Here is a 21,208-nt window from a genome sequence, read left to right on the forward strand (position 1 = left end):
TCCGCCGAAACGCCCTCCACAAGGGAAAGTAACCACCCACCCCCCACAGCACCACCAAACAACCACACCACACCCAAGACCACCCTGCCCAAAAAACGGTCAAAACACGAGGGGCCACCCCCGAACCTCGGGGGTGGCCGTCGTCGTGTTCGCGCATCCGGTCAGGCCGCCCGCCGCCGCCGGGGCGGTGTGCGCGCTGGCCGGTTGAACAACGCGCCCACGATCTCGCGTTGCTCATCGGTCAGCGGTGGCATCCGTTCCACGTTGGCGATCACGTGCGCCATCAACGCCTCGTTACGCAGGACCGCGCGTAACGCCGCCACCTCCTCATCGTCGTCGTCGCGGGGTGCGGACATCGCCGCGAGCCGGGCTTGCATGATCGCCCGGTCCGCCGCTGACACGCCCGGCGTCGCCGGTCGCGTCGGTGCTCGGTTCGTTGTGGTGGAGGGGTGTCGGGCCAGCGGTGACGTCCCCCGTGCGTGGGGCTGGCCGGTCGGGGTGTCGGTGGGGGCGGGGTCGCTGTCCGGCTTCGCCGCGCTGTTCAGCGTCCCCCGGTCGCCTGATGGGCGACGGCGCGGGTCAGGTGTCGTCTGGCTTGTGGCCATCGTCCTCCACAGTTGATTCCGCTGGTTTCCGGTGTGCTGCGGTCATGACTTCTTGCCCTTCCGTGAATTGAGAATGACGCGGAGGCGTTACCACCCGCGCTACCCGTAACCTCGGTGACAGCCGTTTCCGGCACGAGGCGGTACGGGACATTAAGGCCCGGCACGAGCCGGGAAATAGGGTGTGAGGAAGTCAACAGATTCGTTGTTGGTCGTTCAGGTCGAGGCGTTACCACGCCCTCGGAGGCGTTACCGCCGCCGGTTGACGCTACGGGGCTACCGGTAGCGCTCCACCGGGTCGAGCAACAGCGTTACCAGCACGGCAGCACCGATCCGGCCCCGTCACCCGAGCGGATCGGCGGTACCCGCGACACGCCCGCGAGGCTATCCGCGACTCGTTCTATGTTGTACCGTTGCGTATCGCTTGGTCCGCGACCCGTAGCGGCATTACGGTGACCATCCCCGTATTGCCGGGTCGGCTGAGCAAGTTGTAGTACCGGTTACCGGATCTGCGTACGCGCGTTTCGGCGCGTAGCAAGATATGGCGATTGCTTATCAATCTCGACCGGGCGCGGTCGAGATTCCGGGCGGCGAGCGCTGTCAGGGGTCGTCGGTTGTCTTGGCGAGTAGTGCGGTGATGAGGTCGGTCAGGGGGGTGGTGGTGTGGCGTTGGTGGTGGGGTAGGCGTTCGTGGTGGTGGCAGCCGGGGCAGTCGGAGGTGTCGTTGGTGGGGATGGTGAGTCGGCAGCGGGCGCAGGCGGTGAGGTGTTCGTTGTCGAAGGCGGTGGCGAGGGTGGTGCGGTCGGTGCGTTGGCGTTGCCACCACGACAGGTTGTTCCACTGGGTGCTGGTCTGCTGGTCGCGCCACTGTGGGTACGTCGGTAGTGGTGTGTGGTCGCGGTGGTGGTCGGGTGGTTGCCAGTCGCGCCATACCTGGGCTTGGGCTTGCTCGCGGGTGGGGGATTGGTCGAGGCGGTGGTGTTCGGTGGGGGTGAGGAGGCGGTGTCCGGCGAGGCAGGCAGCCGCCTCGTACCAGGCGGGTCGGTCGCCGTGGGTGGTGATCAGGTGGGCGAGGTGACGAACCTGGTGGGACCAGGCCATGTGGTGCAGCGTGGTGAGGGTCGCGCGGAGGGTACTGGTGGTGTCGTCGTCGGGGTGTGGGTTGTTCTGTGCCCAGGCGGCGACGGTGGTGAGGATCGTGTCGGTGTCGAGGTCGGGTGTGAACGGGCCGGCGCGGCGGGTGCGCGAATCCAGGAGGTAGCCGACGAGGTCGACGGCGGCGGGGCCGAGGAGCGGTCCGAGTTGTCTCAGCCGGTGGTGCAGCCGGCCGATCGTGTACTCCCGGTGCCGGCGGTCAGCGGCGTCCCGCTGGCGCTGGTAGGCGGGTTGGGCGGCGGCGCTGACGGTGGCGCGTTCGGTGAGGATGGCGGTGAGGGTCGTCTCGGCGGCTTCCGGGTCGGTAAGGGTCCAGACATGCTCGGCGGCGGTGCGGGCGGGGTCGCGGACGAGGCCGTTCGCGGCGATGACGAGCCGGGCGTGTTCGGCGATGAGGGCTTCGTCGTCCATCACGCGCCGGTAGTGGGCGGGTGTGTCGTCCTTGAGGTGGCGGGCGGTGGTGCGGGTGAAGGTGACGGCCCGGTGGGCGGTGGTGGTGAACAGCAGCAGGGGTGGGCAGTGCGGGAACCGGGTACGCCATGCCTCGTCGCGGGCGTAGGCGCGGTAGCGGTCGAGTTTGGCTCTGAGTTGGGTGTGGGTCATTGAGGCGAGGTCGATCTCGATGAACGCCGCGGTCGTCTGTCCGTCGGGGAGGGTGGCCTGGTAGACGGCATCGGGGGTGAGGCGCTTGGCGGTGGTGCCACCCCATGCGGAGGTGCGGCCTTCCCATTCCTGCCAGCCGGCCCGGTCGGTGGCCCACCCGGTCATGGTCAGCCCGGCGGGTGGGCCGTGGTCGCGTAGGGCGAGCCATACCTCGGTGATCGTGGCCGAGTGGGCGCTGAACATGGCCGAGGGACGGCGGCCGTCACCGGGAGCGGTGCCGGTGACCAGGCGGGCACCGGCGGGGCGCAGCCACCAGTGATGCGGTGCGCTACCGGTCTGCCGTCCGGGCCGGTCGTAGTCGACCAACCCGGCGGCACGGAGTTGTTCGAGCCGGTACAACACCGTCCGCGCCGGGGTGCCCGTGGCGCGGGCGGCCTGGTCGGTGGTCATGACCCGGTGGTCGTTGAGTAGGAGCAGAAGGGTTTCGCTGGGGCCGCCGGAGGCCCGCAGCCGGTGGGACACACCGGAGGACATCAGCCTTGGTCCTTTCGCTGTAGCGCTGATATAGCGCCCCTGGGGGAAAGAGATGACATATGTCAGTCGCCGGTCCCGCAATGACCGACGAGGCAGGGTTGACCTGCGTGTTCACGGCCTGTTGGGTTGCCGATCGGGTGCAGAGCAATCCGCAACCCCTGACAGACCGGGAAGAGGTGACACGAGCGTCAACCCCCACGGAGTTGACTTCTGTCAGAACCTGCACCAGGGCAAAACGCTCGAAGATTGCTGTTCAATAACGAAACATGCTGCTCAATACTCAATCGGACACGCCTCCCAGTCGACGCCTTCTGTCAGGCCGGGCCAGCGACAGCGCCCGCCCGGCCTGACAACCCCCACCTCCACCCCGACGACCATCACCCGAGACCGCGCGGTCGGGCTGTTGGGCGGAGCCGGGGGCGGGCTATCGGGTGGACAACAGGTGGCCTCCCGACCGTGCCGCAACGTCTCACCCTCATAGAGGGATTACAAAATCAGGCCGCCGATTGGAAACCTGCAGGCGAACAACCCCGATGCCCAGCAGCAGAACGGGCAATATTGGCACATACGTCCGATTGCCTAGGCAGGGACGGCTGCCAGTGCACACGCGTCGCAACCGACCTGCGCAGGGTGCTGAGTCATCCGGCCACCAAACGTGCGGATCCGGTCGATTGGAGCGCGCTCTCGATGAGGCTTTCTCACCCTGAGTAGCGCTTGGCTTAAACGCCGTGCAGGACGAGCATGATCAAACCGATCATCGCCGTTCCTCAATCTCGGGCACCCATGTCGGTCGACTGGGATCGACATCATTCGCCCAATCGTCTGCCGAGTAACCATTCCCACGGCGGATTGATCTCCGCGTTTCCCGAAACGAGGAGATCGAGGCGCATCGAGTTTAGTAGCCTCTTCTCCAGTTCAAAATACCGCTGCTGCCCCTCCTGGAATGCATCGCTACCGTGCCCCTTATAGCTTATCCAGGCGACCTCACGCACTTTACCGAGAGAATTGTGCGCTACTGATGCCACCTCCGCCGACGCATAGAGGCTCAGTTCATAGAGCTTCGGAAAGGCCGACTCTCCCCATGAATTAGGCAACGGCTCTCCACCTTCGAACGCGTTCTCCCGAGCCTTCCGCCATAGAGTGCTCAACTCTTCGTAGAACTTTGCGTAAGCCTCTCTGCGGTGTTCGAAGGTTCGCGCTTGGTCATCTCGCGCCCAACGTTCGCGTTCACGCTCACGTTCCCGTTCGTATGCGACCTTTTCGCGGTGAGCCGTATGCCGCTGTGTGAGCAGCACACCTCCCACTCCCGCAGCAACCGTCCCGAAGAAGCCCATCGCTGCAACGAGAAGTGGCACCCACAGTGGCGTCTGCATGCGTTCATGGTGCGGCACTGCCGCCGACCTCGACCAACCGCACCAAGCCCTCGCAACCGGTCACCGTCCAGATCGCGTCGGCGGCGCTGGACGCCTTGCGCAACAGGTCAAGGGTGGTGGACCCCACGGTCACCGGCAACGGCGCGGCGGCCAAGTCACGACGCAGCTCGGCCTCACGTCCGGCGCTGGAGCACAGGACCAGGACTGCGGTCACCGGAACCCCACGCGGGGCGTGCCGATAGCCCGCCAGGTCGACAGCCGGCGACAACCCTGGACTCCCGAACAGCGGAGTCCCCCCGTCGTGGTCGACGTGCACCACGAACCGCACCGCCAACCCGTCCTCGATCCACACGCCGAACGCGCTCGGCGCCACATCCGCCACGCCATGCTCCCGCAGCCACACCGCCGCCTCCAACGCCCGCCGCCACCGAAACAGCTCACCCTGCCCCCGCACCCGGGCATCCGCCACGAGACCAACGAAGAAGTCGTTCACCACAGCCAGGTCCGCACCCGGACGACCCAACGCCACCGGCACCGACCGACCCGCCTCCCGCAACCGTGCCGTCAACGCCTCCGCACCGGCCGCGCTCAGCTCGTAGAACGCCAGATGACTCGGATCGTCGTCATGCACGAACCGCCACACCACACCCGCCCGCACCAGGACACCCAAGTGACGGGCAGCGGCAGGGCGGCTGCCGAACATCAACGTCGCGACCTGCCCCGTGTGCAGCACCCCGTGCTCGGCCAGCAACGACAGCAACGCCCAATGTCGCCGCCCCAACCCGTGCAACCACACATCACCCGACCGCCGGGGCGGCGGGCTGAACTCGCTCTCGTCCGGCCCAACCACGTACCGACGCGCCACACCCAACCGCCCCCTTCCCGCAGCTTCAGAGCTTCAAGTCTCGACGCTGCGCGAGCGCGGCAACCACTCCCGGAACTGGCTACGCACCCCTAATACTGATCAGAAAGCGCTTTCCAGGTGTCCGCTGTTCACCAGATCAACCGAAAAGGCGAGCCACAAAAGTGGCATAGCCGGCGAAAGAGAATCGCTTGCGACCGAGTTGCAGCTGAGCCTTAATAGTAAACTATCGATGCGATGGGGTTCGCTTGCCTTGATGGGCGAGGCGGGGAACGTTCGGCTTCTGCCGAGCGTGCACCTCGCCCCGAGCCGCCTCGCCGGCACGCCGAGGATCCGAGAGGCAGCCGGGTGGGCTGCCTCTCGCCAACGTTGCGAACCTGCGCCGGGTGCGACCACACCATCTACTCGGCCGGGGTCGGACCCCTGTCGAGCTGGAGGCTACCGGTCATCTTGGAGGTTGCTCGCCAGGTTGGTTATGGTGGTGAATTCATCCGAGCCTAGTTGCTGGCAGGCGTCGAGGAACTGGGCCGCGAAGGTGGTGAAGGCTTCGTTGATCTCACCGCTGTCGTGGAGGAAGTCCCACCAGTGGAAGGTGATCACTCCCATCCCTGCTGGTCCGGCAACGCTCATGACGGACGACGCTAGATCGCGCGGGTTGGTACGGGACATATCCCTGGCAGCCACCGACGCAGTCTGGTACAGAACCATCGCGGGACCGGCGGGGTAGCGGGGGCGGCGTCGCTTCGCCTCAGCTCGATGATCCGGGGAGGTGGGGTCGAGGCCGTGAGCGGCGACTTCGTGGTTCATCAGCGCGCGGCTGAGGTGGAACCCTTCGGCCGTGTAACGCGCCACCACTACTTCATCGATGAAGTTGTGCGGTGGGATGAGTGTTGATGTACCGAACTCGGTGCGGAAGGCGTGCAGAACGTTCGAAAGCATGTCCGCCCGCCGCTGGCTTGGGGCGATGAGTTCCGGCGTTCCGGGTCCGTGGGCCGTGACATGGTCGGCATGCGTGAGACCGTGTACGGCGACCTCCGCTTTGCCGAGGCTGATACGGCGGTGGAGGTACGCACGAAGGTGAGGGCTCGCCAACGAATGCCGCGTAAATCCGCGCGCTTCTCGGCGTGTCGCTGTGTCGCCGAGACATCCAGGGGCAGGGTAAGGAACTACCCCCAGCACTACTGGTCGCTCGCGCCATACCCGTTGGTCGAGCGTAGCGAGAAGGCGCTGTGGTGTGCCGTCGTGGATGTCGTCCAGCCGTAGGCAGATTGTGGCCATAGTGCCTCGCAGGATGTGAGTGGTCGAGGTGGGATTGACCTAGCTCGCTGCCAGGGTGAGGTTGGGCTGCTGGGCGTGAAGGAATTGGGCGAGAGCGGCGATGCGCAGAAGCGGTGTCAAGTCCGGGGGCGGAAGAGGCTCGTCGCTGAGTAGCCGGGAGACGGCGTCGCGGACTGCGGTGTGCAGGGGCGAGTCGTCGATCACCGAGTCGTGCAGGAGACGGTCGCCGCGGTGAGCGGTGATCCGGTGCTGGTTGCGGTCGAGTTGCCAGCCGTCCGGCGCGGTGACGGGGTCGAGGTGCGCGACGAATCTGGTTTGCCCGGCGTGAACCGTGATGTGGCGGTGCCGGTCGTCTGTCGGCCGGCGGCCTCGGCTCCACCGGTTGTGGCCGAGCGGGCTGGTTCGGGGGGTGCTGCCGAGGATGACGGTTGAGCCGGTGATGGTTGAGGCGAGTTCGATGCTTACGTGGTGGCCTTCGGCCGCGATGGTCGTTCGCTCCGTGAGCGCGGAGACGAACATGCGCGGGTCGTAGGTGGCGGTCAGTTCGGAGCGGTGCGGGTCGCCCGCGAGGTATGCGGCCCAGACGTTGACGGGCAGGAACTGGCGTAGTGCGGTGAGCATATGCAGCCACTCGTAGCCGAGCACCCCGTAGGAGCGGTCGACGAACCGTCCGCGTGAGATGTCGACGGTGCGGTCCTTGCTGAACGTGACACCGATGTGGTTGATCTTTGCGTCGGGTTCAAGCTCGCCGACGATCTGCCGCAACGCGTCGAGGGCTCGGCTGTGTCGGTACTGGTCGACGAGGACCAGCCGGGCGTTGCGGTGGCTGGCCAGCAGTGCGGTCAGTTCGGCAATTTCGTGGCCTTGGCAGGCGGGCTTTTCCAGTAGCACCCGTGCTTGCGGATCACGGTCCAGGATCGATCGGAGGACCGGAAGGTGGTCGGCGGTGGGGCAGCACACCGACCATAGGGCGACGGCTGACGCGACGGCGTCGGGCAACTCCTCGACGCCGGTGGTGAAACTGCGGAAGTCTTTGGGAAGATCTTGGTGCTTGGGGTCGAGGATGGTGAGCGACGCGCCCGCTTCAGCGAGGATCTCCGCGTGTAGGCGTCCCGCGACGCCGTAGCCGACGACGCAGGCCCGCAGTCCGCCGACGCCGTGCGCGGTGCCGGCGACCTCGGTCCCGGTCTGGGTGTCGGCGGTGGGTCCGGCGAGGTAGGTGTCGTAGTACGCCTCGTAGAGACCGCTGCCTCGCGCGATGTCGTTGACGATCTCGACGTGCACGCCGGGCGTGAGTTGGTCGGCGTTTCGGCATAGCCATCCGGCGGCGATCAAGGTGCCAGCGCGGTATGCGTCGTAGCCCTGGTTGGGGATGGCGTCGGCTTCGTACAGGTTGAGCGAGCGGCCGTCGCCGAGCACGGTGACGTGGCGGCCGTCGTCGAGGCGGTATCTGCGACCGACGCCCGGGATGAGCGTCGCCTGTCTGTCGTACTGGGGCGTGGCGAGCAGGCTGAAGTCTCTGGTGGCGAACGGTGCGAGGAACACCTCGTCTGGTATGAGAGTCAGGTCGGTGGCGGTGATGGCGTCGCTGCCGGTGGTACCGATGACGAGGAACGGCGGAGCGGCCGTCAGCGCGTCGCTGACGCGGCGGTGGGTGGGATAGCCGGCTTCGGCGGCGGTGATAAGGGAGAGCGGATCGGTGTCGACGATGTGGACCTGCGCGCCTTGGCCGCGCAGGCTGTCAGAGAGGCGCGAACCAAGCTCGCCGAACCCGATGACAAGCACCCGACGTCCGCTGAGCTTGTGGGCGGGAAGCAGTGCCCGCAGGCGGCGCGCGCAGGATTCGGCGATCTCGGGGTATCCGAGGCGCGTCTTGAGTTCGGAGCGGGCGAGGTTGAGCACCGGGATCGCCAGCGGGCCAGCGGCGCCGATGCGCTTGAGCCCGGACACGGTCAGCTCGATGGCGGCGTCGACGCGGCGGGCGGCATCGCCGCCGCCGTACCCCTGGGCGATGAGCCCGCCGTCGTCGATGACGAGCACTCGCAGTCCGACTGCGTGGGCGTCGTCGATGAAGGCATCGACTGTGGCTCGCGCGGCTGCCAGTTCGGTTTCGTGGCCGGCGGGCGCGTTGATGGCGGTGTTGTCCAGGACGCCGCTGGCGATGCCGTGGGCGAGCAGGGTGGCGTGGACTCGGTCGCGTCGGTGGGTGCGGTCACCTTTGGCCAGGGCGTAGATCCGGTGCGCCGGGATTCCGGCGCGGTGGATGCCGAGCAGGAATCCGAGCGTGTTCTCGACGTAGTGATCCCGGAAGATCAGGGCCCATCCGTCGACACCGAGATCGCTGGTGGCGTACCGGCCGATGAGTGGTAGGTGAGCGCGGATGCGGTCCAGTTCGCTGCCGCTGTGGCGGCGCAACCGTAGCGTCAGATCGTTGACCAGGCTGGTTTTCGTTGCTTCGTCGGCGCGACAGTCGAGCAGGATTTCAAGGTGCCTATCGGGCTCCAGGTTGTGGGCCTGGGTGTCCGGGAGCGGCGGTCGGTGGGCGTGCCAGCGGACGGTGAGAGCCACTGACTGGTCCTGGCGGAAGACGAGGGCTGTGTCAGGGTGCGGGTACGTGACCGACAGGCCGTGCGCGGCGGCGATCTGCCCCAGCGCTGCGCGTAGCCCGTCCGGGGTTATCGGGCCGTGTAGGACGTGCCAGTTCAGGTCGGGCGGGGGGTTCTCGGCGGTCATCTTGTCCCTCACTGTGAGGAGATACGCGGCGTCAGCGGTTCGAGATGATGTCGTGGAGGAGGGCATCGGTGTCCGCCTGGTGGTCGAGCAGGACCCTTACCGCCTGGTGGCGTAGGAGCCAGAACTCGTCGAGGGCGTCCTGGAACAGGCCCGGCTTGAGGTAGTGCTGCTTGACCCCGTACAGACTGGTGAGTAGTTGCAGCAGCGCGACCCGGGCGCAGGCGTGGATATCGTCGTCGGCCACCGTGGGGTTGGCCCGTACGTAGGCTTCGATCAGCGTTCGTGCGGTGGCGGGCCAGTCCGTCGTGGTGGCGACCGTGTTGGGGTAGAACGCCACCCGGCCGACCTCGTAGGCGACGAAGAAGGGGTCCGGCGGTCGGAAGTCGATCACGGCGGAAAGCCGGTCGCCGTCGAAGATCAGGTTCACCGGGCTGTAGTCGCCGTGAAGGACTTGGGTGGTGAGTTTGGGTAGCTCCCCTATGAGCCGGGGAATCGTGCCGATGGAGTCTCGTCGTTCGGCGAGCGTGCTGACGGCCTGGGCATCGAAGGGGTCCGTCGGCCCTGTCGCCATGCGTGCCTTGGCGATGTCGGAGAGACGGTCGATGGTCGCTGCCATGTCGGCGAGGTCGACGGCCAGCCAGTTCTGCGCCTGCGGCGATGGTCCCGTACTGGCGGGCAGGGTCGCGAAGGCGGCGTGGACGCGACCGAGAGTCGCGCCAGCGGCCCGCGCCTGGCCGACTGTCAGGTTAGTGGTGACGACGGCTCCAGGCACCCACTCCCACACCGACAGCGCATACGGGGAGCTGGTGTCGATGGGGTCTCCGGCGTGATTGCGGAGCAGCCCGGCGACGGGCGTGCCGTGGCGCTCGGCGAGCGCCGACAGCTCGATGGCATCGGCTTCGCCGGCCAGGTCGGAACCGGGTGGGTAGTTCTTGACGAAGACGTCACGGCCGGCGCAGGTAGCTCGGTAGTTGGTCGTTCCCTGCCCGATGGGTAGTTGGACCAGGCGTTCCGGCACGATCCCGTAGCGGCGTTCGAGAACGTCGGCGATCGTGGGTATGGGCTCGGTCATCGGCGGGGCTCCTCTTGTCGTGTGTTGGTGTGCTGGGCTCCGGACGCCGCCGGGTCGGGTGGCTCCTGCGGCAGCAGTTCTTCGGCGAGCGTGTGGTAGATCTGGCCGATGCGTCTCCATCGATGGGCTGAGGCGCTTGGCGGCCTGTGTGCCGTTGGTGTGCCTGCTTGGCCTGGTGCCAAGAGCGCGGCCTCGGCTGCGGCCAGCGCGGGGCCGAGGTCACTCCCGGCTGGTGCGAGCCATCGGTGACGACCTCGGGTGATCTCCTCGATGGCGGGTAGGTCGGGGGCTATTACCGGCACCTGATAGCAGGTGGCGGTGGTGACGGAGCTGGGGTGCAGGACCTCGGCGAAGAAGCCGTAGTCGCCATCGGTTCGGTAGGGGCAGACAGCGGCGTCGGCGGCGGCGTAGAGGTGACCGACCTGCTCAGGCGGCACCCGGTGTGGAGACCAGATGACTCGACCGCCGGCATTGGCGACGACGCGACCGAGGTCGGCTGAGATCGCTGGGTCGCGGCTGGCACCGACGATGACCAGGCGTGCGCGGCTGGTGTGGGCGAGAAAGGTCGCGGCGGTGGCGGGTACGTCCTTGTATCCGGTGATGTGACCCAGAAGCAGGAACGCCGGCAGCTCGCCACGCATGTGATCGACCAACGTGGCGACTGCGCCGCTCGGGGGAAGCTCGCTGTCGTCCAGCCCTGCCCAACCGACCATGCGCACGTCCGCACTGGTGCGGGAGCGCAGCCAAGTGCTGTCTGTGTGCGTGTGGCACAGCACGATGTCGGCGAGGTCGAGAACACCTCGGGTCACGGTGTCATCGGTGTCCGTCACCGCGTCGCCGTCGATCGGCTTGAGGTTGTGGACCGTCCAGACCACGCGCCAGCCGGCCCGCCGCAGCCCGGCCAGTCGGGCCAGCAACTCGGCGGCGGCCCGTGGTGTGCGTGCACCCTGAGACGCGTCGTGGTAAAGCCGCTTGAGCCGGTGCAGGTTGAGCACTCCGGGCGGCTGCATTGCACTCACGCTGGGGATGTCCGGACGGAAGGTCAACGGCAGTGCCGGAGGGGCGTAACGGTGCAGGTGAGCGAAGTACGGGCTCGGCCAACGCGGGTAGTCCGTGACGATGACCCATTGGGGAGATGGCACGGTCGGTGTAGGCGTCACGGGTTCGCCTCCACCCTTGAGCACCACCAGGCGACGGCGCGGCGATACCGGGCCAGGCAGCTCTGCGGGCTGCGATCGGCACCGGTCCACTCGTACGCAATCTCGGCCCGGTTGTCGTCGTTCCCGTGCCCGAACGCCTGCGCCACGATCCGGAGGCCAGCACTGGGCACGTCATCGCCGCTCTCGCTGATGTGAACGGCGCGGGTGTGCGGTACGAGGGCAGACACCCGAGCGGCGAGGTCGTCGGGACGGTCCGAACATCGCCACGCCTCGTGGACCTGAGCCGTGTCCATCAGCAGGCCGAGCCACGGGGCTCGGCCGAGGTGCGCCGCCATCGACGCGACCGCTTGCGCCGTGAACCACTTCGGATCGTGTAGTTCGATCAGGGTCGTCAGCCCGTATCGGGCGGTGAGGTCCGGCACCGTGAGGTCGACCCACTGCCGCTGGTCGAGAGCACGCTTGGCCAGCAGTCGAATCGCGGGTGCTCCCAGCACGGCGGCGGCGTGGCCCAGCAGGTCAAGCTCGGCGCTGGCCTGCTGGTACGCCTGCGTGCCCGGCCGAGTGAAGTCGGCCAGGTCAAGATCAGCGGTGACGACGGTGATCGGCACGTTCACCTGGAGGCAACAACGCGCCCACCGAGTAAGGGTTGCCGTGTCTTGCCTGCCCAGGTCGAAGCCACGCGGGCCGCCGCGCAAGTGCAGAAACGGAACCTCGTGCGTGACCGCGAGCGCGAGTAGATCCTCTAGATCGATGCTGCGGATTCCGATGCTGTAGAGGCCGACAGCCGTCGGCGTCGACCTGGTCACGACCACTCCAGGATCACAAACGGTGCGGTCGGTCGCCGGCTGCTGGCCAGCGCGGCGTAGAAAGGAACGGCCTGCTCGCCGGGAATCCTGTTGAACCAGCCCGGCACGGAATCGATGTCGACCGTGGTGGTCACCTTACGCAGTACGGCCGCGAATGCCGCTTGCCTCGCCTGGTCGCGGTGACCAGCGAGTTCATGCATTCCCACCACCGCAGCCCCACGTCGGTGCACAGCGGTAGCCGACAGGGCCTCCTCGCCGTCCGAGGTGCCCAACAGGCCAAGGAACCCGCCCGGTGCGACCATCGCGAACGCCCGCCCTGCGCGCCCGGTGCAGTCGATCACGAAGGACTGCGTCTCGGCACCGGGCGAGTCTGCCAGGATGGTCACGCCTGGCAGAACTGCCGCAGCCGGCAGCGGATGCCGCGTCACCACCACCACACGGGCCACGCCTCGGTTTTTCAGCTCCAGTATGCAGCCGAGGGCGACCGGCCCGCCGCCCACGACAACGGCGGGCTCCGGGGGGCGGTGGTGCGACACCCAGCGGCTCAGCCCAAGGGCCGCCATCACCTGAAACCGGGCAACCGCGACGTGCTCCGGTCTGGTCGCCTGCGGAATCGGAAGCGCGCGGTGGTCGTCGGACCGGGTGGCGGCACCGTGAGGCACGGGTGCCAACCGCTTCTCACCGTCCAGCGAGTCGACGACGGTCATGTACCCGGCGGCATACTCGCCTCCGAGCGCTGTGGCGAGTAGGCGCCGCAGTTCGGTGCCAGGGCTGACCACGCTGTACCGTGCCGCGAACCAACCCGGCCGCGTAGGCAGAGGCGGTGCGAGGATGGCGGCACCTCGCCGGAAGACGATCCGGGCACCCACACCGTCCGGACCAATCATGGCCACTGCTCCAGCAGGCCGGGCAGTTCGGCCAGGTGGGCGATGACCGGAACGCCCTCGGGCAGATTCGGCGGCGGCTCGTCGCACACCAGGACAGCCCGCATCCCGAAGGCACGCGGACCGATGACGTCCTTGTCGAGAGTGTCGCCAACGAACAGGACTGACTCCGGCGCGACTCCGGCCGCCTCAGCGACCGCCGCATAGAAGCGAGGGTCGGGCTTGGGAATGCCGATGTCGCTGGACAGCACAAGGGCATCGAAGCAGTCCGCCAAGCCGGCGGTGGCAAGCGTACGCCGTCGGTAGGCGATCGGGCGTTGGGTGTTGCAGGCGAGGACGAGCCGCCACCGAGCGCGGTGAAGTGTCCAGACGACATCGGCGGCACGCGGATCGACGACAGCGTCGGGCACCGTCTCCCATAGCGCGTCAACCACCTCGGCGAGATTTGGCACATCAGCACCCACACGCCGCCAGGCGGCGGCGAGGATCGAGTCCCACGGTGTCTGGACACCTCGCCGGTACGCTGCCTTCGCCTCGGCCCGCGCTTCCTCGACCGCGGTGCCGAGCCCGGCAGGAATCGGCCAACCAAGCCGCCCCTCCAACGCCGCCACCACGTCGCGTCCACGCGGCGATGCCCCTGGAGTCGCCAACGTGCCGCCGAAATCCAGCGCCACCGTCGCCACCCTTAGCTCACCCACTACTGGTCCTCCTCACATGCAATGGCATTGACCGCAGTCGCCATACCGCTGGGCTCGCCACGCACCCACCAACAACGGACAGTGGATGCGAGCCGACGCACCAGCCGCAGCCGGCGGCGGGCCAACTCGGAACCCTCCAACAGCGATAACGGGTCCGCCGCCGCATCGTCGAGGATCTTGTCCAGCAGGTGGCCACTCGCCCGGTACAGCGCGTTCGCGGCCACCTGCTCCCCACAGGGAATCGGTGGTGACCCGAGGACGCCACCATCAACGTCCACCATCACGATGCCCGCAAGCCTCGACATCACATCGCCACTGTCACCAGGCAGGCTCACCGCGAGATCAACCCGCTCGCCGTCCACCTCACCAAGAGCAAGGATGGGAAACCACCGCGCGATCGTAGATCGCCGAACCACGTACGCGCGGGTTCCGCCAACGACATCAAAAAAGCCCCGATCATTCAGCCTGACGAGGCAGGTGTCTCCCGCGACGGGAGACCACCCCATCGACATGATCATGGCCAGCCCAGTGAGGCTCTTTCCCGCACCGTAGCCGCCGATCAAAAGAAATGCCTGTCCCGCCTTCTGCAATGCCACACCATGCAAGCTCAGCGTGTCATTGGAAAGGTGCTCAACGTGGAACCTGGCGTTGATAGTGCGACGTACGTCGTCCCGCGTTATCGCGTCAGGGAGTATGAGCGCCGCAACCTCGTCATCCGCTCCAATCGACCCGCCGCGCGCGGCGGGAATCTGCGCCAACAAGGTGGGCCACCACAGGCCCATATGTGGCGGACCTGCTACCGACAGCCGTCTGCTCCCGCTGCGAACAACCCACCTGGCGGTCACGGCGCACCCCCCATGATCCAGGGGATGTGGACGGCGAGAGCAGCCCAAACAGGCAGCGACGGCAATCGCGACATGTCCGGAATGCTGAGCCCGACCACCACGACACCGGCGTCACGGAGCCCAGCGAGCAAGCCAACCGGCGCAGTCTTCGTCGACCACGGCGTCTGGGCTGCCGGCCCAGCAACACCCAGAAGGTCGAGCATCATCAACCGCTGAGCGGGTATCTGAGCGGCAGCCGCCAACACTGACCCGAGTCGATCCGCGTTGATCTTTCCATCCACCCTCAGCCCATATGGTCCCGAGCAGGCGGCGTCGGTTGAACTGACCACGACGACCGCGCCCACCCTCGTAGGTCCGGCCCGCTCGACATCGAACATTGCCGCGTACTCAGGCGGACTGACCACCAAGCGGTGACGTCGAGAACCACCCGCAAGGCTGTCCAACGCCGCTCCGATGGAAGCCCTCTCACGCGCTGCCGTATCTACCAGTTCCGCCGGGATGCTGACCCGGGTCGGCCAGCCGACCGCGATCACTCCGTCAGAGCGGGGATGGAGGAGAACAAGATCATCAGACAAGAACTTGGCAGACAACTCGACAGAAGCCCGGTGCGCCAGCGTCGACTTGCCTCCACGCGAACCAGCCAGGAAGACCACCGCCCGAGGACCGACGTCTGTATCAACGCTCACCGCCGCAGCGTGCATCAGGTGCCAACCATCCGCGAGCAGTCGCGTACCAAAGAACATGCGACCGACCCAGTCCGGCCATCGCCGACTCGGCCCATCCCCGAACGGCAGAAGCACTCGCGTTCGCCGGGACTGCGCATCCACCTCGATAAAAGTCTCAGCGCAGCCCTTGCGATAGCGGCCAGCGAGAACAAGGAGACCGCTGGCCACCTCGACAATCTCCAGCCGCCGGCCGACGTCGGGCCAGCCGTAGACAGGATTCCCCCTGTGCCGACGACCAGCGTCGGCTGGACCGGAAGTGATGTGAACCGACCAACCAGGCTCCGCGCCCCTTGCCTCCGCAGCCGAACACGGCGGAACCAACACCGCCAAAGCGTCATCTGCCATGTGCTGCGCATCGGCTGTAACCCGCAGGCGATGCCCCGCAAGAACCACATCAACATGCGCACCCGACTGCGGGGGAGGCACAGCCGCGCTGGCCGGTAACGTAGCCATCGTGCTCCTCACTGGACGAACGATAATGGTGCGCGAGCCTATGCTGCGTCCACCCGTTTCTGTTCGTTGAAACGGCGGGCCACCCTTCTACCTGGGCCGTTTCTGGGTGTCAGAATGCCGGGTGCCTCCGGTGCGGAGGGCGAATCGGGCTGGCCCTGGCTGGGCTCGCGGGGTCGGCGTGCGCGTGAGTATCGGGGGTGTCGAGGAGTAGTCGGAAGCGGGCTGTGGAGTTGGTGTCGGCGAGGGTGAGGGCTTGATCCAGCAGCGACTGTGCCGCGAGCCTCGGCGGCGCGGGGGCGGTCCGGTGTTCCCAGTCGGCGACGGTCGTCATGGTCACGCCGAGGTGCTCGGCGAACGCGCGCACGCTCATCCGTAGCGCCTCGCGTAACGCGCGGACCTCCCGCCCGGTCCATCGGCCGACGACCGCCGGCCCGCACCCCACACATGCCGCCCAACCTGCCGACACGTCGGGAGCGAGCGGGACCGGCGGCATCCCGAACTGCTGGCGTTCCTGGTCGCGCGCGCGAGCGTTCTGTGCGTGGAGGCTCCGCACGAGCGCGTCCAACTGATCGAACAGGGACAGCAGGGCTCCGCGTGCGCCGAGGGCGACGTCGGCGTTGTACCAGAAGATGCGGGTGGTGTTGTCCCGACCGGCCTCAACGCCGGCGATCGCGCTTCGCGAGTAGCGGATGAGCTTGGCAAGATCGGCCTGCCTCAGCCCGACAGTCTTACGCCGCCGGGCCAGGTGCCGGCCGAGGTTCCTGCGCGCGTCGTCTATGTGATCCCGGGTGATCTCACCGGCCGCGCCGAGACGGCGCGGTGGAGGAGGAGCATGACGCGCCATCGGCTTCTGCCGTGCGAGTTGGGTAACCGCCATCGCTAACGCGCCCGTCGTGCGGCGAGCGAGTACACCCGCGCACCGCCGTCCACGCTCGGCCAGCTAGCCGGAGCCGGGGCACGATAGGCGGGTCCGGAGACGACTGGTTCGACCAGCAGCTCGACCGGTCCGGCCACGACAGCGACGCAGACGGGTGGCCCGCCGTGACACACCACCGTGATCGTCGCGCCCGCGTTCACACTCACCTGCACCACCGCCGCCGCCCCGGCCGACGCGACCGGAAGCCCTTCACCCGCACCGTCAAGCGCGCCCTCCGACAGGGTGGCGACACCAGGCGGCACGCCCGGGGAAGAGCCGGTCGTTGCGGTATCGGACGCGCCGGTAGGCGGGGCCAGCTCCGTCGGGGGCGTGTCAGCATCGCTGGCGTGTCCCTTGATGATGAAGAAGCCGAGTTCGGTATCCGTGGCCCTGCCCAGCACCGCGCGCAACGCCTGGCGGTAGTGCGCGGAGGGCCACCGGGTCTGGCCGCGTTCAAGGTTGCCGATGTAGTGGCCGGCGACGGCGACCATGCGCCCCGCATGGTCGTACAGGTATGCGTTGACCGCCTCGGCCAACTCCTGCCGCGACATCGGCCGACCCGATCCACTCGGGGAACGCAGCGCCAGCCGCGCCGCACGGAGCAGGTCGTTCGGCCCCGGACGATACGCCACTATGTGAATCCGTTCCTGGTCTGCAACCACATCGACGGGGACGCTGGCGAGACGAGTTCTCGGTCGCGCCCCACAGCGGTTTGCCGGCCGTGACGCCTCAACGCCGCCGATGCGCGATGGTGGTGCGGGTCGGTCGCCGGTCCGCGATCGGAAGGCGCGAACGCCGCCAAGCGGTCCGCTAGACTCCGCCGCCACGGTTGACACCTCAACCCGCCGCTCGCGCCGACAGCCAATCGAAGCCGCCTCGACCGGCACCAATCAACTCCGGCCGCGTCGCACCGGGCTGACGCCGAGGTAGACGGGCCGACAGCAGGAACACCTTGGTGGCCGCCTCGTTCTCCGTGCACGGGCCGAGCACCTTGCAGGCGACACACCGCCCGTCGCCACTGGACACCGCGTGCCTGTCGAGCGCTGCCTGTGCATGATCGATCCGGTCACCGCCGTGGTATGTCGTCATGTCACGTCCTTATCCGACCGTGGGGAGGAGAGGGCGTGTCGCTTGGTGTGTTCTGGTGAAGCCTCGCCAGCGCGGCCATTCGACACGCCCCTCCTGATCACCGCCCACCACGGAGATCCGTTGTCACGTAGCGGGAGGGCATCCATCGAGCTGCACCCCGACAGAGGGGCGCTCGCAGCCCGCCGCGCGCACCGGCACGGCGAACCTATTCCCATACGACCCGGCCCAGTTCGATCGCGTCGCACTTCTAGGATGGACGGCAAGTGACCGAATGGCAAGATGCCAAACCGTACATGCCATTGGGTCTATTGCCTGCCGAGTCGATCGCGCGGCACACTGACGAGGTCAGACCCGCTGTCGAAGGAGATGCACCATGGCCGCGTCAACAAGCCCAACGCTTCGGCGGCGGCGCCTCGCCAGCGAGCTACGACGCCTGCGGGAGCAGGCGAAACTCACCTGCGACGAGGTCGGCGCACGGATCGGCTGCACCGGCAGCCGGATCAGCCGCATCGAGAATGGAAGGCTCGGCATCCGTCCTGGCGACGTCCACGAACTTCTGGAGATCTACCAGGTCGCGGGCGCTCTTCACGATCAACTGGTCCAGCTCGCGCGGGAGGCCCGTAAGCGGGGCTGGTGGCAGGCGTACAACGACGTGCTCACCGACGAGATGAAGACGTTCGTCGGGCTGGAGGCCGAAGCGACCTCGATCATGAACTACGAGGCCCACTACATCCCCGGCCTTCTCCAAACCGAGGCGTACGCCCGTGAACTCTTCCTCGCCTGGCGTCCCAGCGTCACCGCTGACGCGGTCGAGCGACTGACCCGAGTTCGCATGGCACGCCAGGAGGTTCTTGCCAAGAGCGACCGCCCAGCCCTGTGGGCGGTCCTCGACGAGGCCGTACTCCAACGCACAGTCGGCGGACCGGGCGTGATGCGTGAACAGCTGCACCACCTCCTCACGCTCAGTGAGCACGGGCAGGTGACGCTCCAGATCTTTCCGTTCCGCTCCGGGGCCTACCACCCCATGGGCAGCGGGTTCATCGTCTTCGAGTTCCCCGAGCCGCAAGATCAGCCGATCGTCTACCTGGAGAACCTCGCTGGCGGCCTGTACTTGGAAGACCCGGCCGAGGTAGCGCAATGTATCGTGGGCTTCAACCACCTACGCGCGAACGCCCTACCCGACCACGAGTCGGCCGCGCTCATCGCGCAGGTGGCGAAAAGCCTGTAGCGAGCCGAGAGGAAGGCGCGGGATGAGCCCCGACCTGACTAGCGCCATCTGGCGCAAGAGCACCAAGAGTAACGGTCAGAACGCCTGCGTCGAGGTCGCCACCGTCGACCGCGCCGTCGCGGTCCGTGACTCCAAGGACCCGGCTGGCCCGGTCCTGATCTTCAACCACCATGACTGGACCAGCTTCATCACCACCACCAGGGCACGCCCCACCGACGTCGCCTGACGGCAACTCGGCACCAGCGCGGCTCCACGGTGGGGAGTCGCTTTTTGCATATAAGGACGAGATCAAAGCGGGTCTGCGTGCGGGCAGCGCGTGGGGTTGGGTGGGTACTGCCGTATCCACCCAACCGCGCACGGACTGCAAGACACCTCGTCTGAGGTTCAGGCCACCTCGCCCGTACGGCAGAGAAGCTTGAGTTCGTCGAGGGTCAGCTCCTGGGTCCGGTCGGCAGCTTTGCTGCTTGTCCAGTTGAGCACGTGGGTGCCAGGTAGGTCGTTCGATGTTCCCGGTGTGATGTCGTATCCGTCCGACCCGATGATCTTTTCGATCATGCTGGCGAGTTCAGTCGGGCCTCCGCCGCCGTAACCCACGTTGTACCCGTTGCCTTCTTCCTCGGGGAGGAAGTGCAAGACGCCGTGATCAGTGCGGACCCAGAACACCTCCGCCTCACGATCGATGATCAACGACTGGAGGCGTTGCCCGTCAGGCAAGCCGAGCGGTGCGTACGTGTTGTGCGTCCAGTGCTCGATGTTGCCGCTGACCGTGCGGTAGTGGTTCGCGGCCACCGGCAGCCCGGTGACCGGATCGCGGGAGGTCTGCCAGCACAGGCAGCCGGCACCACCGACTGCCGACGGCGACTCGGGATCGTCATAGACGCAGTCGTGCCACAGCCTGGGAGCATCGTCGGGGCCGACGAGTGTGACGTGGAGAGCGTCAGGGGCGCAGGAGACCAGTCTGTTCATCCACTCGGCCGCGTAGGGGCTGCTGGAGGTGCATAGGCTCTGCGAGGCATTGCAGGCGCTGCCCACCATTCCCGGTTCCAGGTAGAGCACGAAGTGCCAGTAGCCCCGTTCCTCGTTGTAGGTCGGTTGCAGATCGTTGGGCTGGTAGGGCATCGAGGGATGGTTTCCTTCCTGACCGCTGCTGATCAAGGCGTGGCAGAAGTGCTCGCGTCAGCCCTTCGGGCGGGCCGGACGCCTCGGCCACCATCGGCGGTGACCGCACCATCACTCTATGGCTCGTGTCGATGGCTCGTTGATGGCGGATGGTGTAGCGCGGCGGCGATGCGTCGGCCACCCCGGTGAAGATCCTCTTTCTGAAGACTGCGACCCGTTGCTACGGAGCTGCGCCCGCCGTCCGTGCACAACCGCAACAGCACCAAGCGAGGCGTCCCCCTCCTCTCGAAGGATCTTCAACAGCAGGGATGCGCGGGCGTTGGACACGCCGTGTCCGTCGTCGCGCATCGCGTCGGCCAGCCCGTCACGCGACAGCGACCGGCCTTCCCGCGCCAGCGCGGATCGGGCCGCCCGCGCCGCCGGAATGAGGTGAGCGACCGCCCGCATCTCGGCCGATGCGGGCGCGTTGCCGGACTCGGCCGACTGGACCGAGGTCGAGCCGGCCCCGGGCGCGGACGGGCCGTCCGCGCCCGTCCACCCGTCCGCTGTCGGCCCGGACGACGGTCCCCGGTCCGGGGCTGCCCCCCGGACCGTCCCCGGGACGGACGGACGATCAGCGGACGGCCGCTGATCGTCCCGGACCATCCGTTGATCACTTTCGCCATGGTCGATCATGCTGAACAGAAGCTTCACCGACACGAGCATCGACAGCGCCGGCCACCCCGCCAACGCCTTACCGATCGGATCGTGACCGCCGACCGCGACGTTCGCCGCGAGGCTGGCCACGGTGCCGACTACGAGCGCCACCCACGGAACCCAGCCCGTTGGGCGACCGGCGCGACGCTGCGCCACCAGGTACAGACTGGCGACGATCTCCAGACCATCCACGCTGATGGGAAACGCGTACGCCTTCCAACCGGTCTGACCGTGCTCGATGGCAAGTTCGGTCATATGCGCGAACGAGATCGCCCCCGCCACGACGGCCAACCCGGCGACCGTCAGCCCGGTCAACACACGCAACGCCTTGTCCGTACGGTTGCTCACGGCGTCACCCCCTCACCCGAGGGAGCCGG

The 21,208-nt window shown here is 67.3% G+C and carries 20 protein-coding genes; 3 read left to right on the top strand and 17 right to left on the bottom strand.

Annotation, left to right across the window (positions count from 1 at the left end; all coding sequences use genetic code 11):
- Window positions 1-161: 161 nt before the first annotated feature.
- The 5 genes from ACIG87_RS28515 to ACIG87_RS28535 form a co-directional block, all read right to left on the bottom strand.
- A complete protein-coding gene (locus ACIG87_RS28515) occupies window positions 162-356 on the bottom strand; it encodes a hypothetical protein (protein WP_396854678.1) in 195 nt (64 codons plus the stop codon).
- An 846-nt stretch (window positions 357-1,202) separates the two neighbouring features.
- Window positions 1,203-2,894, bottom strand: coding sequence for a replication-relaxation family protein (locus ACIG87_RS28520; RefSeq protein WP_396854680.1), 1,692 nt, complete (start codon window positions 2,892-2,894; stop codon window positions 1,203-1,205).
- An 806-nt stretch (window positions 2,895-3,700) separates the two neighbouring features.
- Window positions 3,701-4,267, bottom strand: coding sequence for a hypothetical protein (locus ACIG87_RS28525; protein ID WP_396854681.1), 567 nt, complete (start codon window positions 4,265-4,267; stop codon window positions 3,701-3,703).
- Between the two features lie 4 nt (window positions 4,268-4,271).
- Entirely contained in the window at window positions 4,272-5,048 is a 777-nt protein-coding gene (locus ACIG87_RS28530; RefSeq protein WP_396854683.1) for a replication-relaxation family protein, read from the bottom strand.
- A 519-nt stretch (window positions 5,049-5,567) separates the two neighbouring features.
- Window positions 5,568-6,068 (bottom strand): hypothetical protein, encoded by a 501-nt coding sequence (locus ACIG87_RS28535; protein ID WP_396854685.1) that lies wholly within the window; start codon window positions 6,066-6,068, stop codon window positions 5,568-5,570.
- Between the two features lie 69 nt (window positions 6,069-6,137).
- On the opposite strand from ACIG87_RS28535, the gene ACIG87_RS28540 reads away from it, so the two are divergent.
- The gene (locus tag ACIG87_RS28540; protein WP_396854687.1) at window positions 6,138-6,392 is read left to right on the top strand and encodes a hypothetical protein; all 255 of its coding nucleotides are present in this window, start codon (window positions 6,138-6,140) and stop codon (window positions 6,390-6,392) included.
- Between the two features lie 54 nt (window positions 6,393-6,446).
- Here the strand turns inward: ACIG87_RS28540 and ACIG87_RS28545 are convergent, their stop codons facing one another.
- The 10 genes from ACIG87_RS28545 to ACIG87_RS28590 all read right to left on the bottom strand — a co-directional run bounded on the left by ACIG87_RS28545 (window position 6,447) and on the right by ACIG87_RS28590 (window position 17,331).
- Window positions 6,447-9,140 carry a hypothetical protein gene (locus ACIG87_RS28545; protein WP_396854688.1) on the bottom strand — a complete coding sequence of 898 codons (2,694 nt, stop codon included), beginning with the start codon at window positions 9,138-9,140 and terminating at the stop codon, window positions 6,447-6,449.
- A gap of 31 nt (window positions 9,141-9,171) precedes the next feature.
- Window positions 9,172-10,158 (bottom strand): phosphotransferase enzyme family protein, encoded by a 987-nt coding sequence (locus tag ACIG87_RS28550; protein ID WP_396854689.1) that lies wholly within the window; start codon window positions 10,156-10,158, stop codon window positions 9,172-9,174.
- A 50-nt stretch (window positions 10,159-10,208) separates the two neighbouring features.
- The gene (locus ACIG87_RS28555; protein WP_396854691.1) at window positions 10,209-11,207 is read right to left on the bottom strand and encodes a glycosyltransferase family 4 protein; all 999 of its coding nucleotides are present in this window, start codon (window positions 11,205-11,207) and stop codon (window positions 10,209-10,211) included.
- Between the two features lie 161 nt (window positions 11,208-11,368).
- Window positions 11,369-11,980: a hypothetical protein gene (locus ACIG87_RS28560; RefSeq protein ID WP_396854692.1), complete on the bottom strand. Its 612-nt coding sequence runs from the start codon at window positions 11,978-11,980 to the stop codon at window positions 11,369-11,371.
- Window positions 11,981-12,174: 194 nt separating this feature from the next.
- Window positions 12,175-12,885: a hypothetical protein gene (locus ACIG87_RS28565; RefSeq protein WP_396854693.1), complete on the bottom strand. Its 711-nt coding sequence runs from the start codon at window positions 12,883-12,885 to the stop codon at window positions 12,175-12,177.
- Between the two features lie 176 nt (window positions 12,886-13,061).
- On the bottom strand, window positions 13,062-13,736 hold the full coding sequence (locus tag ACIG87_RS28570) for an HAD family hydrolase (protein ID WP_396854695.1): 675 nt from the start codon (window positions 13,734-13,736) through the stop codon (window positions 13,062-13,064).
- Between the two features lie 23 nt (window positions 13,737-13,759).
- Window positions 13,760-14,521 (bottom strand): hypothetical protein, encoded by a 762-nt coding sequence (locus ACIG87_RS28575; RefSeq protein WP_396854697.1) that lies wholly within the window; start codon window positions 14,519-14,521, stop codon window positions 13,760-13,762.
- 80 nt (window positions 14,522-14,601) lie between these two features.
- Window positions 14,602-15,291: a hypothetical protein gene (locus ACIG87_RS28580; protein WP_396854699.1), complete on the bottom strand. Its 690-nt coding sequence runs from the start codon at window positions 15,289-15,291 to the stop codon at window positions 14,602-14,604.
- A 601-nt stretch (window positions 15,292-15,892) separates the two neighbouring features.
- A complete protein-coding gene (locus tag ACIG87_RS28585) occupies window positions 15,893-16,627 on the bottom strand; it encodes a helix-turn-helix domain-containing protein (RefSeq protein WP_396854701.1) in 735 nt (244 codons plus the stop codon).
- A gap of 35 nt (window positions 16,628-16,662) precedes the next feature.
- Window positions 16,663-17,331: a hypothetical protein gene (locus ACIG87_RS28590; RefSeq protein ID WP_396854703.1), complete on the bottom strand. Its 669-nt coding sequence runs from the start codon at window positions 17,329-17,331 to the stop codon at window positions 16,663-16,665.
- 830 nt (window positions 17,332-18,161) lie between these two features.
- Between ACIG87_RS28590 and ACIG87_RS28595 the strand changes: the two genes are divergently transcribed.
- Together ACIG87_RS28595 and ACIG87_RS28600 are read left to right on the top strand one after the other, a co-directional pair.
- A complete protein-coding gene (locus ACIG87_RS28595; protein ID WP_396854705.1) occupies window positions 18,162-19,016 on the top strand; it encodes a helix-turn-helix domain-containing protein in 855 nt (284 codons plus the stop codon).
- Window positions 19,017-19,038: 22 nt separating this feature from the next.
- Window positions 19,039-19,242 (top strand): DUF397 domain-containing protein, encoded by a 204-nt coding sequence (locus tag ACIG87_RS28600; RefSeq protein ID WP_396854707.1) that lies wholly within the window; start codon window positions 19,039-19,041, stop codon window positions 19,240-19,242.
- A 158-nt stretch (window positions 19,243-19,400) separates the two neighbouring features.
- Here ACIG87_RS28600 and ACIG87_RS28605 read toward each other — a convergent pair whose 3' ends face one another.
- Window positions 19,401-20,135 (bottom strand): hypothetical protein, encoded by a 735-nt coding sequence (locus tag ACIG87_RS28605; protein ID WP_396854709.1) that lies wholly within the window; start codon window positions 20,133-20,135, stop codon window positions 19,401-19,403.
- 111 nt (window positions 20,136-20,246) lie between these two features.
- Entirely contained in the window at window positions 20,247-21,179 is a 933-nt protein-coding gene (locus ACIG87_RS28610; protein ID WP_396854711.1) for a DUF2637 domain-containing protein, read from the bottom strand.
- Between the last annotated feature and the right edge of the window lie 29 nt (window positions 21,180-21,208).

This window comes from Micromonospora sp. NPDC051925 (genome assembly GCF_044548625.1).
Lineage (GTDB): Bacteria > Actinomycetota > Actinomycetes > Mycobacteriales > Micromonosporaceae > Micromonospora.